This is a genomic window from Faecalicatena contorta (assembly GCF_021531895.1).
Lineage (GTDB): Bacteria > Bacillota > Clostridia > Lachnospirales > Lachnospiraceae > JAFBIX01.
Window position 1 is genome coordinate 42,223 of the sequence record NZ_JAFBIX010000009.1, and the last position, 16,438, is coordinate 58,660.

Annotated in this window: 16 protein-coding genes and 1 pseudogene; 3 read left to right on the top strand and 14 right to left on the bottom strand. The window is 41.7% G+C overall.

Annotated elements, in window-relative coordinates; translation table 11 throughout:
* Complete coding sequence (gene bcp, locus JQM81_RS04630) at positions 1-453, bottom strand: thioredoxin-dependent thiol peroxidase (RefSeq protein ID WP_235232369.1); 453 nt, start codon at positions 451-453, stop codon at positions 1-3.
* Between the two features lie 145 nt (positions 454-598).
* Positions 599-1,375 carry a helix-turn-helix domain-containing protein gene (locus JQM81_RS04635; protein ID WP_235232370.1) on the bottom strand — a complete coding sequence of 259 codons (777 nt, stop codon included), beginning with the start codon at positions 1,373-1,375 and terminating at the stop codon, positions 599-601.
* Between the two features lie 195 nt (positions 1,376-1,570).
* Between JQM81_RS04635 and JQM81_RS04640 the strand changes: the two genes are divergently transcribed.
* On the top strand, positions 1,571-2,158 hold the full coding sequence (locus JQM81_RS04640) for a pseudouridine synthase (protein WP_235232371.1): 588 nt from the start codon (positions 1,571-1,573) through the stop codon (positions 2,156-2,158).
* On the opposite strand, the gene JQM81_RS04645 is transcribed toward JQM81_RS04640, so the two are convergent.
* The 3 genes from JQM81_RS04645 to cls all read right to left on the bottom strand — a co-directional run bounded on the left by JQM81_RS04645 (position 2,155) and on the right by cls (position 6,248).
* Positions 2,155-3,495, bottom strand: a complete 1,341-nt coding sequence (locus tag JQM81_RS04645; protein ID WP_235232372.1) for a sodium-dependent transporter — start codon at positions 3,493-3,495, stop codon at positions 2,155-2,157. The two genes, JQM81_RS04640 and JQM81_RS04645, sit on opposite strands and share 4 nt — an antisense overlap.
* 102 nt (positions 3,496-3,597) lie before the next feature.
* Positions 3,598-4,653, bottom strand: a complete 1,056-nt coding sequence (gene tig, locus JQM81_RS04650) for a trigger factor (protein ID WP_235232373.1) — start codon at positions 4,651-4,653, stop codon at positions 3,598-3,600.
* 119 nt (positions 4,654-4,772) lie between these two features.
* Complete coding sequence (gene cls, locus JQM81_RS04655; RefSeq protein ID WP_235232374.1) at positions 4,773-6,248, bottom strand: cardiolipin synthase; 1,476 nt, start codon at positions 6,246-6,248, stop codon at positions 4,773-4,775.
* A 145-nt stretch (positions 6,249-6,393) separates the two neighbouring features.
* Between cls and JQM81_RS04660 the strand changes: the two genes are divergently transcribed.
* Positions 6,394-6,834: a hypothetical protein gene (locus tag JQM81_RS04660; protein ID WP_235232375.1), complete on the top strand. Its 441-nt coding sequence runs from the start codon at positions 6,394-6,396 to the stop codon at positions 6,832-6,834.
* Between the two features lie 34 nt (positions 6,835-6,868).
* Here the strand turns inward: JQM81_RS04660 and JQM81_RS04665 are convergent, their stop codons facing one another.
* The 7 genes from JQM81_RS04665 to JQM81_RS04695 form a co-directional block, all read right to left on the bottom strand.
* The gene (locus JQM81_RS04665) at positions 6,869-7,321 is read right to left on the bottom strand and encodes a DUF1934 domain-containing protein (protein ID WP_235232376.1); all 453 of its coding nucleotides are present in this window, start codon (positions 7,319-7,321) and stop codon (positions 6,869-6,871) included.
* 8 nt (positions 7,322-7,329) lie between these two features.
* On the bottom strand, positions 7,330-8,172 hold the full coding sequence (murI, locus tag JQM81_RS04670) for a glutamate racemase (protein ID WP_268826444.1): 843 nt from the start codon (positions 8,170-8,172) through the stop codon (positions 7,330-7,332).
* A gap of 154 nt (positions 8,173-8,326) precedes the next feature.
* Complete coding sequence (gene pfkA, locus JQM81_RS04675; protein WP_235232377.1) at positions 8,327-9,304, bottom strand: 6-phosphofructokinase; 978 nt, start codon at positions 9,302-9,304, stop codon at positions 8,327-8,329.
* Positions 9,305-9,381: 77 nt separating this feature from the next.
* Positions 9,382-12,855 (bottom strand): DNA polymerase III subunit alpha, encoded by a 3,474-nt coding sequence (locus tag JQM81_RS04680; RefSeq protein ID WP_235232378.1) that lies wholly within the window; start codon positions 12,853-12,855, stop codon positions 9,382-9,384.
* 112 nt (positions 12,856-12,967) lie between these two features.
* Positions 12,968-13,204 (bottom strand): polya polymerase, encoded by a 237-nt coding sequence (locus JQM81_RS04685; protein ID WP_235232379.1) that lies wholly within the window; start codon positions 13,202-13,204, stop codon positions 12,968-12,970.
* 46 nt (positions 13,205-13,250) lie between these two features.
* Entirely contained in the window at positions 13,251-14,090 is an 840-nt protein-coding gene (locus tag JQM81_RS04690) for a S1 RNA-binding domain-containing protein (protein ID WP_235232380.1), read from the bottom strand.
* 139 nt (positions 14,091-14,229) lie between these two features.
* Positions 14,230-14,802 (bottom strand): carbohydrate ABC transporter permease, encoded by a 573-nt coding sequence (locus JQM81_RS04695; RefSeq protein ID WP_328282593.1) that lies wholly within the window; start codon positions 14,800-14,802, stop codon positions 14,230-14,232.
* 54 nt (positions 14,803-14,856) lie between these two features.
* On the opposite strand from JQM81_RS04695, the pseudogene JQM81_RS04700 reads away from it, so the two are divergent.
* Positions 14,857-15,369 (top strand): annotated as a pseudogene (locus JQM81_RS04700) (DUF4091 domain-containing protein); the annotation flags it as partial.
* Here JQM81_RS04700 and JQM81_RS04705 read toward each other — a convergent pair.
* Together JQM81_RS04705 and JQM81_RS04710 are read right to left on the bottom strand one after the other, a co-directional pair.
* The gene (locus JQM81_RS04705) at positions 15,366-16,190 is read right to left on the bottom strand and encodes an acyltransferase domain-containing protein (protein WP_235232383.1); all 825 of its coding nucleotides are present in this window, start codon (positions 16,188-16,190) and stop codon (positions 15,366-15,368) included. The pseudogene JQM81_RS04700 and the gene JQM81_RS04705 sit on opposite strands and share 4 nt — an antisense overlap.
* On the bottom strand, positions 16,187-16,378 hold the full coding sequence (locus JQM81_RS04710) for a uroporphyrinogen decarboxylase family protein (protein WP_328282594.1): 192 nt from the start codon (positions 16,376-16,378) through the stop codon (positions 16,187-16,189). The genes JQM81_RS04705 and JQM81_RS04710 overlap by 4 nt, the downstream gene beginning before the upstream one ends.
* Between the last annotated feature and the right edge of the window lie 60 nt (positions 16,379-16,438).

A 16,438-nucleotide genomic window follows, 5' to 3' on the forward strand; every position in this document is an offset into this window, starting at 1 on the left:
TTACACCTCTTCTAACATCTTCGCCGGATCATCGGCTGCTTTTACCTTATCATTTGCTTTGATGATCACACCATCTTCGTCAATCAGGTACGTTGTCCGCACAACGCCCATCGACACTTTTCCATAATTCTTCTTTTCCTTCCACACATCATAAGCCTGAATTACTTTCAATTCCGGGTCTGACAATATCGTAAAAGTCAGGCCCTGCTTTTCTTCAAATCTCTTATGCGAAGCTACCGTATCCTTACTGATTCCGATGACAACTGCCCCTTTTTCCTGAAACTGTGGATACAGCTGTGAATAACCACATGCCTGTTTCGTACACCCCGGAGTATTATCCCTCGGATAAAAATATAAGATTACCTTTTTACCTCTGTACTCCTCAAGCGAATGCACTTGTCCATTCTGATCCGGCAGTGAAAATGCCGGTGCCTTGGTTCCCACTTCTAACATAGTGTCTCCTCCTTTAATCATAAAACCAACGGTTCATTACAATCTCTTTTCTAAGTTCGATAATACAACCTATTTCCGCATTTGAAAAGACTGAAACTTATAAAAATGGCGGCAGGTATTACCCCGCCGCCAGATTTTCTTTTCTCTATTCTTTTTCAATCAGCATCCATACCAGTGTAGCGTCTTCGTCCGAGTCGTTCATGCTGCTATGGACTTCTCCGGCCGGAATAAATGATGCTTCTCCGGCACATAATTCATTGCTCTTGCCATTGCACTCACATTTTACTTTTCCGGAGATGATGTAAGAATATTCATCGCCGGTATGAGACGCAGGCGGTACCACGGTTCCTGGTGGAAATATTGCATAGCCCATGGACACCTTTCCATCTGTCGGGCAGCATGCACCGGAGAAATCACTCATGGCAACTCCGTCCTGGCGAACAGATATATATTCGTTCTTTACATCCCATGCTACCAGTTCCGGGTCACGTTCCAGCGGAATCCCTTTGTCGTAATCAGTGCAGTCTTTGCACCCTTTCTGTTCCTCTCCTTCATGCGTACACGCTTCAAAATCCTCACGCAGCAGCTCCATCCGAAGCAAAAGACTCTCTAACTTACGTCCTTCGAACTTACCGCTTAACCTCTCATAACTTGCATACTTCTTCTTAAGCCCCAATAATCCTGAACCACTGTCTTTCTTATGAACGAATTGTCCCTGTACATCCGATTCGTCTTCGAACAATTCCTTCATTGTGATGTTCAGCGCCTCTGCAATCTTCTTCAGGGATACCAGGGTAATGGATGAAATTCCACGTTCGAATTGAGGCGAGAAACTGACTGATAATTCTGTCTTCTCACTCAATTCTTTTAATGTAATATTTTTTCTGCGTATTTTCCTGATTTTTTTGCTTATGTATTCCATATTTTCGTCATATTCCTCACTCTATGTTTTATACTTATAAAACAATTTCAGTACCACTGTAATTTTTTACTATTTTCACCATTAAGTGTCAATACAAAAGAAAAAGGTGTCCTCCGCTATCTGAAAACAACTGCGGAGGATATCTTGACTTTTCTAACAGGGATAAATATGATAAATGTACCAGGAGGAATCACGATGTATCATTACTATATGTTTAACAAACCCTTCGGCTGTGTCACTGCAAGACGCGATGACCGCTACCCCACTGTGATGGATTATTTTCAGGAATTACACAATGATGCCCTCTCTCCCGTCGGCAGGCTGGACCGCGAGACAGAAGGGCTGCTTTTGATTACAGATGACGGGCAGTGGAATCAGGAAATGACTCATCCTGCCCGTCACAAAGAAAAGACTTATGAATTTACCGCCCTTGGGGCCCTAACAGAAGAGAAGCAAAAGCAGCTGGAATATGGGGTCCTTTTGAAAGGCTCTGACATTCCAACTGCTCCTGCCAAGATTTCTGTTACACATACGACAATTCTTGCCGATATTCTTCCAACGCTTCACCCTGAGATTCAGGAGAAAACCCGTCATAACCGGATGGATCATCCTGTTGTCCAGGGAACCATCGTGATCACAGAGGGCCGAAAGCGCCAGATACGCCGAATGTTAAAGATCGTGGGTTGCTGTGTTATAGAATTAAAACGTACAGCCATTGATTCTATTTCCTTAGACCCGGATCTTAAGCCGGGAGAATGGAAAGAGATCTCCCCACATTTTTAACCGATTCCACCGAAGAAGATTCCAAGGACATACACAACCAGTGTGATGCCTACGAACACATATTTTGTCAGCGGCTCGAACCATTGGCCCAACGGCTTCGTCCGTCCCGTCTCAGCCTGACTTCTTGCATATCCTTTCGGACATACCCAGAAGAACATGATTCCTGCCAGCAATGCTCCAAGAGGAATGATATAGATGGAGATGACATCCATCCATGCGCCTACGGAATCGCCGCTCTCGATGAAGATACTGACGGCTGCCCCGATCACGGCAATCACTGCCACTGCCATTTTTCTTGACAGTCCGAACTGTTCTTGAAGCGCCTCGACCGGCGTCTCGAACAGATTCATAAGGGACGTGATCGCTGCCGATAACACCGCAGCAAAAAAGATAATTGCAAATAAACCGCCAAACGGAAGCTGTTGGAATACTGCCGGCAATGTGATAAACATCAGCGGCGGACCGCTTGCCACATCAAGACCGAACGCGAATACTGCCGGAATCACTACGACTCCTGCCAGCAGTGCCGCACAGGTATCAAAGAACGCAACATTCTTCGCACAGCTCACAATATCAATGTCTTTCTTCAGATAACTTCCATACACAATGGTTCCAGAACCTGCCAGTGACAATGAGAAAAATGCCTGTCCCAATGCATACACCCAGGTATTGATATCCAGTAATTCTTCCCACTTCGGTACAAAGAGATACTTGTAACCTTCCATTGCTCCCGGAAGAATAGCAACACGTACCATCAGAATCAGAAAGAACAGGAAAAAGACTGGCATCATGACCTTATTGACCTTCTCGATTCCCTTGGTGATACCAAATGCCATGATAACAAACGTCACAGCTAACCCCAGCATATGCCAGCTGATATTTCCGAATGGTACCGCAATCTTTCCAAAAAAGCTTCCCATATCCTCTACTTTTGTAAGATTCCCTGTCAGAGAACTCCACAGATACTTCATGACCCATCCGACAACCACAGAATAGCCGATTGCAATTCCAAGAGAACCTATCACCGGAATCATCCCAATTGCTCTGCCGACTGGTCGCCCTTTTTCTCCGAACCGCATCTCCATCGCTTTTCCAAAAGAACCAAGCGGTCCTGTCTTCATGCTCCGTCCGAATGCCATCTCGCCGATAACACCGGAAAATCCAAGCAGCACCACAAATATAAAATACGGAATTAAAAATGCTGCTCCGCCAAACTTACCGGTTCTGTATGGAAACATCCAGATATTAGCCATTCCTACCGCAGAACCAATACACGCAATAACAAATCCCATTTTTGTGCGGAACTCATCTCTTCCCTTCTCAACTGTCTTACCCATCTCATTTTCTCCATCAACTATCGTATTTTCAACAAAAGAGGCTTATTCAAAATGTCTTTTCCCCGACATCCGAATAAGCCTTATCATCCCTACTGCTCTTCCCTATTCAGAAGCGACCTGAACACAATGTTCTACCAGCCATTCTTTGACCAGATTATTCAATGCGATTTCTTTCAAGTCCTCTTCTGACGCTGCTTCTTTTAACGCATCTACATCTTCATAGCCGTAATCTTCAGCCATCTGTTTTAATTGTTCCTCATAAACATCATCTGTCAGCTTAATCTTCTCTTTGTCTGCGATTGCCTCTGTCACCATCGTCTGCTTAACACTTGATTTTGCAGCCTCCTCAACCTGGCTTTCAAAATCTTCCACTGTGGTCTGCATCTGTTCCTCAATGAAAGTCTCATAATCCTGTCCATAGTATTCTGCTGCTGACTTGTATTGTTCAATCAAGGAATCCGATATCTCCTGTACATCTTCTTCTGGATACTTCTTTACTTCGGAATTATCCAGAACTGCCTGCCATACTTCCTGACTGAGACTGTCTTCATAGTTGGTCTTGGCATCTTCTTCTAACTGTTTTCTGACTTCTTCCTTATATTCCTTAACAGTCTTTGATTCCTCAGATACAGATTTTACAAATTCATCGTCCAGCTCAGGAACGACCTGTTCACTGATTCCTTTGACTGTAATGGTAAATACGACCGGCTTTCCGGCATAATCTGTATTGCCATAATCATCTGGGAATTGTCCTTCCCAGTCATAAGTATCTCCAACATTATGTCCAATCACACTATCTTCAAATCCATCGATAAATGTTCCTGATCCGATCGTAAGCGGATAATCGGTAGAAGAGCCACCTTCAAATTCTACTCCATCTATTTTTCCTACAAAGTCAATCGTTGCTGTATCTCCTTCTTGTACCGGACGGTCTGTGATCTCATTCGTTGTTGCATTGGTTTGCAAAGTAGAATTAATCGTATTTTCCACATCTTCATCGGTAATCTCCTTAGCTTTTTCTACCTCATCAACTTCTACACCTTTATATTTGGAAATCGTCAATGCATCCGTCTCCAGTCCTTTGCTTCCTTCACAACCAGTCAATATCATAGAAGCAGCAAATACACCTGTTAATAACATTATAATTTTCTTTTTCATACTACACCTCATGCTCTATATTATTCTTATCAACAAAATTACGCACTATTATGTTATAGCACATTTGGCTAGACTTTCAAAGGTTTTTCACATTTATTTCATTCTTTTCTGATCTTATATCATAAAACAGGAGATAACAATCTGCAAAATTGTTCTTTGATTCGTACGATATAATTTCTCTGTTCATACTTCTTGCGAGTCACCAGAGTACTCTTTGTAATGTCATTCTCAAATGCCTCAACTAACTTCTCGGTTGTCCGCGCACTGTAGATCACAGCATTGACTTCAAAATTCAGACTAAAGCTGCGAATATCCATATTGGCCGTCCCCATGCAGGTCACAAGCCCATCTACACACATACATTTCGCATGAAGGAATCCATGATCATAAGTATAACACCTTGCACCAGCCTCAATCATTTCCCCTAGATAAGAATAGGTCGCCCAATATACAAACGGATGATCTGGCTTGCACGGAATCATGATCCGTACGTCAATACCAGACTTCGCAGCTATCATCAATGCATCCCGTATATTATCATCCGGGATAAAGTATGGAGTCTGTATATAGATACTCTTCTTCGCCATATGAATCAGACGGAGATAATTATTACGAATTTCCTGACTGCTGGAATCCGGGCCACTGGAAATAATCTGTACCGGATCACGTCCGTTACGCACATAATTGGGAATCTCAAAGAGTCGATCTTCTAAGAATAGATTCTCCTTGGCCGCATAATTCCAATCTAACACAAATCGTACCGCCAACGAAGTAACCGCCGATCCTTCAATGCAAATATGTGTATCTCTCCAATAGCCAAACTTTTTATCCTTTCCAAGATATTCCCGTCCGATATTAAAGCCTCCGACAAATCCAATTCTCCCATCGATAACTACAATCTTTCTGTGATTTCGATAGTTTACGCGAAGTTGTAATTTCCCCAGAACTGCCGGGAAGAATTCTGCCACTTCAATGCCTGCTTTCTCTAAGCGAACCCAGTCGGAATTATGCATTCCTCTGCATCCCATACTGTCGAACAAGACCCGCACTTCCACTCCCTGTCTTGCTTTTCGTATCAATACCTTTTCAATCTCCTGCCACAGTTCATCATTGCGGATAATGTAATATTGCACATGGATATAATTTCTGGCATGCTCCATCTCTGCAAGCAACGCCTGAAACTTCTCCTTTCCATCCGTATATATGCGAATATCATTATTATCTGTCAACACAGACTCTACTTCATTCAGATTATATAAGATCAATCCTTTGAATCTTTCCAGCTCAGGATCGCGCAACCGCAATTTCTTCCTATAGATGGATTCCTCCTGTCTGCGAACGGCATACTTAATCTCTCCTTCGATTTCCTTCATCTTAAACATTCGGTTTTTATGGAAATTCTGACCCAGGATCAGATATAGTACAAACCCCAGAATGGGGATAAAATACAACAGCAGAAGCCATGCCCACACAGTCGTGGGATTGCGGCGCTGAAAAAATATGATCAGCAGTGAAAACACGATATTTATCAAGAAAAAATGATCCAGAATCCATTCATATGCAATTCCGATTCCATCTCCTGCTATCTGAAGCATGATAATCCTCCCCAACACTCTCTTACTTATAATTATTATACCTTTTCTCACCGGAAAAGTAACCCTAAAACCTCAAATCTCTTGCACTTGTGCTCAAAGAATGTTACAATGTAGTTCGTGAAAAATAGATTTTAGGAGGTTCGCCGTGAGTACGTTTACCATCGTATTGCTTGTTATTTTAATCGTTTTAATTGTTGCATGTGTTGTGTTGTATTTCTTAGGAAAAAAGGCAGAAAAGAGACAGGCTGAACAGCAGGAACAGTTGGATGCTGTAGCGCAGACTGTATCTATGCTTATTATCGATAAAGGCAAGATGCGGATGAAAGATGCAGGACTCCCAGCCATCGTTCTGGAGAACACACCAAAATATCTTCGCCGTTCCAAAGTGCCGGTTGTAAAAGCAAAAGTTGGTCCGAAGATTATGACCTTAATGTGCGATGCACAGATCTATCCTCTGATTCCTGTGAAAAAGGAAGTAAAAGCTACTGTAAGCGGCATCTACATTACCGCAGTCAAGGGCTTAAGAGGACCATTAGAGACACCACAGAAGAAGAAAGGTTTCTTCGCAAGATTACGTGGCAAATAAAGACAAGCGCAACAACAAATAAAAGCATTGGATCCTAACGGTCCAATGCTTTTATATTAATCGCTATATTACAGTCAGCGACCATCTCACTATTGATATCCAACGCATAATTTACATGGATATCGATATTCTCCTCGGTCACATCCACCTTCATCTCTTTTGTATGTGTTCCAACCATTAATTCCCCATACGGAGTATTATACTGAGTCATGTTAATCTTATCTTTTTCAAAAACCATATGTGTATTTGAAATGCCACTTTTCATAATCTCAAGCTTGCCCTCTTCATCAACGCGAATCTTATTCTTGATAGACCCCGGCATTCCTTCTACCACTTCATCATAGACAACATAATGCTTCCCATTCTTCAGATAATATGTTGCCGGCGTGATGACTTCAATTGGTTCGTTCTCATTTTCATCCTCATCCACTAATCCAGTCGTCTCATAATGCAGACCAGATATAGTCAATAATACTTCTTTCGTCATACCATCACCTAATATTCTTCTATATTAATCTGCTTTGTCGCAGCGACATCATATGGAAGGATCGTATTCGCAAATTGCGTAAACTTCTCAGCCGCATCACTGACATAAAAATCATAGACTGCCGGTTTTCCCGATTGATTTGCAATTCCTTTCTTTTCCAATATGGATTTCAGATCCATCGCTGTCTCATAAGCCGGATTTACAATATGTACCTTCTCCCCAAAATACTCAATAATTCTGGATCTCAACAAAGGATAATGCGTACATCCCAAAATCATGGTATCAATATCCGTCTTCTTCATATCCGACAGATAGATATCGATTACTTCCTCTGTGATCTTGTGCTTCGCAAAGCCTTCTTCCACTAACGGTACAAATAACGGACAAGGCTTTCCAATAACGACCGCATCCGGATTCATGCTCTTAATGACCTTCGTATAAGTCTCACTTCGAATCGTCGCTTCCGTTCCTGCCACACCAATCATTCCATTCTTCGTCTCCTGCACAGCTGCTCTCGCACCCGGCACGATCACTCCAATAATCGGAATATCTATCTCCTTCTCCACAGTCTCAAGTGCCAGCGCACTGGCTGTGTTACAGGCAATTACAATCGCCTTCACGTTCTTCGTCTGAAGAAAACGGATAATCTGCCGCGAAAATCGGATAATATTATTCTTAGACTTGCTTCCATAAGGCACTCTGGCCGTATCCCCAAAATACACAAGATTCTCATTCGGAAGCTGGCGCATAATCTCTCTGGCAACCGTCAAACCGCCCACACCAGAGTCAAAGACACCAACAGGGGCTGTATTTTTAGAATTCATCTCCACGATAATAATCTCCTTTATCATACATTCGTACTACCCATTGTACCGTTTGCCCCTCACGATTTCAAGTAGAGGACGTAGACTTTTTTAACTTTACTACGTCCCCAATTAAAAAATGCCCTGTACCCAAATGAAAAAAAAGAGGCATTTTTGCCTCTTTTTTCTCTATCTTTCAATCTTACAATGCGAGTTCTTTTGCGATTTCGTACTGGTAATCTGGAATTCCTTTTTGCATCTTCAATGCTTCGTTGATATCGAAATCAACGTATTCTCCGTGTCTGTAGCCTACTACACGATTGCTCTTTCCTGCGATCAGAAGATCCACTGCCATTGCTCCCATGATGGATGCATATACACGGTCTTTACATGTCGGGCTTCCACCACGCTGCATGTGTCCGATAATGGTTGCTCTGGTCTCCATTCCGGTTGCTTCTTCGATTCTCTTCGCCATGTTCAGTGAGTCACCGACGCCTTCTGCGTTGATGATGATGTAATTCTTCTTACCACGTTTTCTGCATTCCTGAATGTCTGCTACGATTGCTTCTTCGTTGTAGTCGTGCTCTTCTGGCATCAGAATACGCTCTGCACCATTGGCAATACCACACCACAAAGCAAGATATCCGGCATCTCTTCCCATAACCTCGATGATAGAGCATCTTTCATGAGAAGTTGATGTATCACGAACTTTATCGATTGCTTCCATTGCTGTATTTACTGCTGTATCAAATCCGATTGTATATTCTGTACATGCGATATCCAAATCAATAGTTCCCGGAATTCCAATTGTATTAATTCCAAGGTTTGCTAACTTCTGAGCTCCGGCAAAGGAACCATCTCCACCGATGACTACTAATCCGTCAATTCCATATTTCTTACAAATTGCTGCAGCTTTCTGTTGTCCTTCTTCTGTACGCATCTCTTCACAACGCGCCGTCTGAAGAATTGTTCCTCCGCGCTGGATTGTATCAGACACGTCTCTGGCGGACAGATCAATAATCTCTTCATCCAAAAGTCCCTGATATCCTTTTCTGATACCTCTGACCTTCAGGCCTTTTCCTAATGCTGTTCTAACTACCGCACGGATTGCTGCATTCATTCCAGGTGCGTCACCGCCACTTGTCAATACACCTATCGTACGTATTACTTTGTCTGCCATGAATTATCCCTCCATCGTATTCTTAATTTAATCCCTATGGAAATCTATCTCTCTCGTGCAACATTGTACATTAATTATCAAAGGTTTTCAATGGGTTTTTCGATTACTTTTACACAAGATTCTCCCAAATAATTCGTCAATTTGCTCAATAAAACTTTGTCTGCACTTACATTTCTGTTTGCCGGAAGACGTTTGATTGCCTTCTCTTTTTTACAATATATGACCACAGAATCGGATCCATCGGAGTCTTTCAACAATTCCAAAAGTTCCTTCTCTTTTGATAAATACGCCTCTTTATCCGCATATTGCAACCACAATTCTCGTTTTGTCTGTTCAAATGGAACAATCGACTCACAGATCAGCTTACTTGCCGCCTCATCTTCTTCTGACACTCTTCCTTTTACAAAGACTTTGCCCTCTTCGTTCAAATATTGCTGATTCTTCTCATAGACTTTTGGGAAGATTACAACTTCCACAGAACCTGCCAAGTCTTCCAGCGTAATAAATGCCATCGTCTGATTATTCTTCGTATATTTGATAGTCTTCGAGGTTATGATTCCACCCACGATCTCTCTGGCGCCATCGTGAACCTTCGTTCTTCCAGTCTCTTCATCCAATTGAAAATCTAAGGTTGTTCTGGAAATATTCTTCTTCCACTTTTCTTCGTATTCTTCCATTGGGTGACCACTGAGATAGATGCCCAGTACCTCTTTTTCAAACGCAAGTTTTGTCTCCTTCTCATACTCACCTACAGGAGGAAGCGGAATGTCGAATTCAGCTTTCTGGTCATCATCAACCATATCGAACAAAGACAATTGTCCTGTCATAGAGTATTTACGCTCCTGATTCACCTGATCCAGGATCTTCACATAGATAACCATGAACTGCTTGCGGGTTCCACCCAAACTATCAAAAGCCCCTGATTTGATGAAACTTTCTATGGTTCGTTTATTTACTTCTTTTCCTGATAATCGTTCAATAAAATCTTTCAGATTCTTGAATTCACCTCTGGCGTTCCTCTCAGCAATTATTGCATCTATGACCGGTCTGCCAATACTTTTGATTGCAGCAAGTCCATAGCGGATATTTCCATTATCTACAGAGAAACTTCCTTCGCCTTTATTTATATCCGGAGGAAGAATCTCAATGCCAAGCTGTCGGCATGTGTAGATATACTCTGATACTTTTCCCGGATTATCAATGACAGAGGTCATAAGCGCTGCCATAAACTCTACCGGATAATAATATTTTAACCAGGCTGTCTGATAAGATACCACCGCATACGCAGCTGCATGAGATTTGTTAAATGCATATTTTGCGAAATCAATCATCTCATCATAAATCTTATTGGCCGTCTCCTCATCAATTCCGTTGGCGATACAGCCCGGCACCCCTTCTTCCGGATTGCCGTACACAAAGTTCTTCCGCTCACGCTCCATTACTTCGCCCTTTTTCTTAGACATCGCACGGCGCAAGAGATCACTTCGTCCCAATGTATAACCGGCCAGATCTCGTACAATCTGCATAACCTGTTCCTGATACACAATACATCCATAGGTCGGTGCAAGGATCGGCTCCAGCTGCGGACAGTCATACGTAATCGTTTCTGGATGGTTCTTTCCTTTGATATATTGTGGAATAAAATCCATCGGTCCCGGTCGGTATAAAGAGATTCCGGCAATAATATCCTCCAGATTCTGCGGCTTCAGCTCCTTCATGAAACTCTTCATTCCGCCACTTTCTAACTGGAAGATTCCGTCAGTCTTTCCTGTTCCAATCGACTCCAGGACACGTTTATCATCATAATCAATCTGATTAATATCTATCCTTTCTCCTGCGCTTTCACTTGCCAGACGCGCCGCATCCTGAATTACCGTAAGAGTACGAAGCCCCAGAAAATCCATCTTTAAAAGGCCCAGTTCCTCCAATGTCGTCATTGTAAACTGCGCAACTACAGATCCGTCAGATCCAAGTGACAATGGTACATACTCATCTACAGATTTCTGACTGATTACGACTCCTGCCGCATGCATAGATGTATGTCTTGGAAGACCTTCCAGTCTCTTGGACATGTCAATCAATTCATGGACCCGATCATCTTCCTGATACAACTTCTTCAACTCCGGATTCATGCTCAATGCACGATCCAATGTTATATTCAGTTCTTTTGGTATCATCTTGGCGATAGAATCCACGAACGCATAAGGCAGATCCATGACGCGTCCCACATCACGAATGACTCCCTTCGCTGCCATCGTACCGAACGTAACAATCTGAACCACCCGGTCTGAACCGTATTTTTCCACCACATAATCAATCACTTCCTGGCGCCGTTCGAAACAGAAATCCACGTCTATATCAGGCATGGATACACGTTCCGGATTCAGAAAACGTTCAAACAGCAACTGATACTTAATCGGATCAATGCTGGTAATCTCCAGGCAATATGCCACAATACTTCCGGCTGCCGAACCACGTCCCGGCCCCACCATAATACCATGATCCTTGGCATACTTGATAAAATCCCACACAATCAGGAAATAATCCACATAGCCCATGGACTTAATGACAGACAATTCATATTCCAACCGATTCTTTAAAGATTCATCACCAGATGGATATCGCTTCTTGAGTCCCTGACAGCACAAATGCTGCAAATACTCCCAAGAGGTGTATTCCTCTGGAACATCATATTTTGGAAGTTTTGTCACCCCAAACTCAATCTCTACATTACAACGGTCTGCAATCTTCTGTGTATTTTCCAAAGCCTGAAGTGCATAAGGGAATAATGTGCGCATCTCTTCTTCGGATTTGATATAATACTGTCCTCCCTCATAGCGCATACGGTTTTCATCCGAAAGTTTCTTTCCAGTCTGGATACAAAGCAGCATATCATGTGGCTTCTCATCTTCTGCATAGGTATAATGAATATCGTTAGTCGCCACCAGTTCAATTCCCGTCTCCTGCGACATTCGAAGCAACGACTGATTCACCATCTTCTGTTCTTGCATACCGTGGTCTTGTAATTCCAGGAAGAAGTTTCCCTCCCCAAATATCTTCTGATACCGAAGTGCTGCTTCTTTACCCTCGCTGTACATTCCACGCAGAATATTTCTCTGAACTTCCCCCGCAAGGCATGCACTCAGAGCAATGATTCCCTCATGAAATTCTTTCAGTACTTCCAGGTCTACACGGGGTTTGTAATAATATCCTTCTGTAAATCCCCTCGATACAATCTTCATCAGATTATGATATCCTAAGTCATTCTCCGCCAGCAAGACCAGATGATAATATCGTTCTTCCCCGCTTCCTGCGGCTTCTTTGTCAAAGCGTGAACCTGGTGCCACATAAACTTCACATCCCAGAATTGGCTTAATCCCCACTGCTTTTGCCGCACGGTAAAAATCAATCACTCCAAACATTACACCATGATCCGTGATAGCCACACTGTTCATCCCCAGCTCTTTCACACGGGATACGCATTCTTTTATTTTATTCGAACCGTCCAGCAGACTATATTCTGTATGGACATGAAGATGTGCAAAACTCATACCTACTCCTTTTCCTGCTCTTTTGTATTACGCACTTCAAAAATATTTCTATATATAAGTAAAAGGTGCCCCTTCCGAAAGGAACACCTTCTGTCTGCATTCACGTAAGATTCTACTCACCATCAACCATGAATTTCACTAATCTATCAATATCTTCCTTCTCATATGCAATAAGCTCTAATTCCGGAATCTCGCCATTTGAAAAGATATTTGCCATGGATACGTACTGAGACAGCTTAGATTTTAAATTCAATCTGTCACCTTCGCCAGTTACTAATTCTACTCTTCCCTTACACTCATCAACTGCATTAAAAAACTTTTCAATGTTTGTAATATTCTGTACTTTCATCTCACTATCTCCTTTTTACGTTATATTCCTTCGCCCCTATTATAACCTATTTCTTTCGAATTTCAATATGTTTTTCGCTAATTTGTATCTTTCCTTCTTTTAGTAAACGTCCCACTGCACGCTTGAATGCATTTTTACTTAACCCGAATTCTTTCTTGATTAATTCCGGTTCCGCCTTATCTGTAAATGGCAGGCTGCCACCATAAGCTTCCATGCGTTTCATGATCAAATCTGCATCTGCATCCATCTGAAGAAATGCTTTCTCACGCACACTTAAGTCAAGCTTCCCATCTTCCTTCACCTTCACGACTCTTGCATGTACATGGTCTCCGACTCTCAGCTTTCCAAAAGCTTCTCGCTTCGGAATCAATGCGGAATAACGATTATCTACTGCCACAAATACACCAAAATTATCACTGATCTCATAGACTGTTCCTTCCACTTGATCATCCTTCTGATATGGCGAATCACTCTGCAGTCTATCGTAGACCTTCATAGTCGCACACAGTCTTCCTGACTTATCAATATAAAGGGCAACAAGCACTTCGTCCCCTTTCTTTATCTTTGCAGTCTGCTCCCTGAACGGCAATAAAAGATCTTTCTCCAATCCCCAGTCAAGAAATGCTCCAATCCTTCCAGTATCTACTACACGAAGCACGGTAAGTTCCCCCAATGTAATCTTTGGTTCACTGGTTGTTGCGATCAATCGGTCGGACGAGTCTTTGTATAAAAATACTTCGACCGGATCACCGATTTCTATTCCGCGCGGAACCTGCTTTTTGGGAAGAAGTACCTTCTCCTGGCTATTTCCAAGATACACACCAAATTCTACTTCCTTTACTACCATCAATCTTACTTTTTTCCCCAGATTATCTGTTAATGCCATGACTGCCTCCTTGCATCTTGTATACAGTGTTATTATAGTATACTTTTGTTTTGTCCAAAAATCAATATCTTAATTTTTCAGTTTTATAGAACAAAAAACAGCTTTCTGCTCTTCTCAATTTCAAGCAGAAAGCTGTTTTTTATTTCATTCCACTTAATGCAACACTTTGCACGAATTGTTTTTGGAACAATAAAAAAACTATTATTATTGGACACATGATCATTGCAGCTGCGGCCATTGTTGTTGTAATATCTGTCGAATACTGATTTGAAAAGATCGCTAAAGCCAACGGTAATGTCATCTTATCAATATCATTCAGCATAATTAATGGACTCAGGTAATCATTCCATATACCTAATGCAGTAAAAATCCCAAGAGCTCCTATTGCTGGTTTTATATTAGACAGAATCACATGCCAATATATTCTCCATGAATTTGCCCCATCTATTTTCGCTGCTTCACAAAGGCTGTCAGGAATATCTGCAATAAACTGCCTGCTTAAGTAGATACCAAACGCACTGATGAGATTAGGGACGATCAAAGCCCACAATGTATTAAAAAGCCCCATTTTCTGTATCATAAGATACTGCGGAATCATTGTCACCTGTCCTGGCACCATCATTGTTGATAAAAGAAGCACAAATAAAACCTTTTTATATTTAAATTCATACTTTGCAAAAATAAATCCAATTAATGTGCTGGTAAAAAGGATGCCTTATCCAGCTATGAATTTTATAAACACGGACTCGTTGACAAACCAGTTCCTGGCAATGATGAGATTGACCTGTTCTTCCAGAATGGTCTGACTGATATGTGGGTATATTATTGTACCGCACAATGTGTTGATGTAAGCAATCGCTTTATGTCTATGCCTTCTGCCCGGAATCGAATCTATGGTATTCAGATCTATAAGTACGATATTATCGGAATTCTTCATTGGGGATATAACTTTTATTACGACCACTATTCAACGATGTGTCTTGACCCTTATGCGGTCACAGATGCCGGTCACGCATTTCCTTCCGGGGATGCATTTCTTGTATATCCTGGTTCTGACGGACTGCCAAAAGAATCGATCCGTATGATGGTACATTACGAAGCTCTATGCGACTACCGCGCTTTGAAATTATTAGAGTCTCTTACAGATAAAGAATTCGTACTTCATCTGATTGAAGACGAACTGAGTGAGCCGTTAACTTTCACTACATTCCCTAAATCCGATTTCTACCTCATATCTCTCAGAAACAGGGTAAATGCAGAAATAGCAAAAAGGAGCTAATTGCTCCTTTTCATAACTCCCAATGCTATTCCTACTTTTTTTCCTTCAAGTAAAAATTTTTTCAGATTTTTCTGTAAACGAGTATCTTCCGAATACTCGTTTTTATCTTCCTTTATGATTCCATATACCCTTTGTTCTGCTAATGGGAACATATATTGAATATCCAGGATCTCAAATCTTTTCTGGAACTTCAGGATGTTACTCGTTTCATCCAACAATTCATATAATGCCGGAGATGTCAGCCATGAAGAACAAGTATATAATTTGTATTCTTCCGGGAAGAATTTTTCCGCAAGTGCAAAAGATTCATCACACGCTTCCGGCAAAAGTGGTCCACCTTCCGGAATATGGACTCCTATCACCTTTTCTCCCTTTTTCACAACGCCGCCAGAATACTGGATATCTTCTTCCAGAATAATCTTTTCAAATTCAAGTCTTCCCAGACGGAATACTTTCATCTCATATAATCGCTCATACCATCTTGCCTCGACCATTCCATAGATACCATAATATTTTTTACACCACTTACACCAGATAGTCAGGTCATAAAATGTATCATAATATATTTTTTCTGAAATATTATTTTCTAAAAAAACAGGTTTCATCTTCAGTGCAAATCTAATATATAGATATAATGTTCTTAATTTCTGATCTTCTCGCAGTTCCAACTGTGAAAAAAAATCATCTCTGTCATTTTGGAACCGTTTCTCCCACTCTGCCAGCTCCTCTTCTGTCATCTGAAACCGCAATACTTCATCAACTGCACCCGAAGGCAGGTGTATACGTTCCATAAACTCCTCAATTGTATCTGTTGTTCTCATTCCTTTATCTTCCAACCTTTCACAATGTCTATTACCATATTCAGGTTCTCTATTGGAGTATTGATTGGACAATCACATCCGAAAGACGGCATAAAGTTTTTATGCCCCTCCATACTGTCCAGCAACTCTTCGGTTTTTCTTCGGACTTCTTCAGGTGTACCCTGAAGCATCGTTTTCACCGGGTCAATATTCCCTTCTGTTTATCCCCATCTTCAAAGATCTGATACATTGTATAGGGTACTAACTGG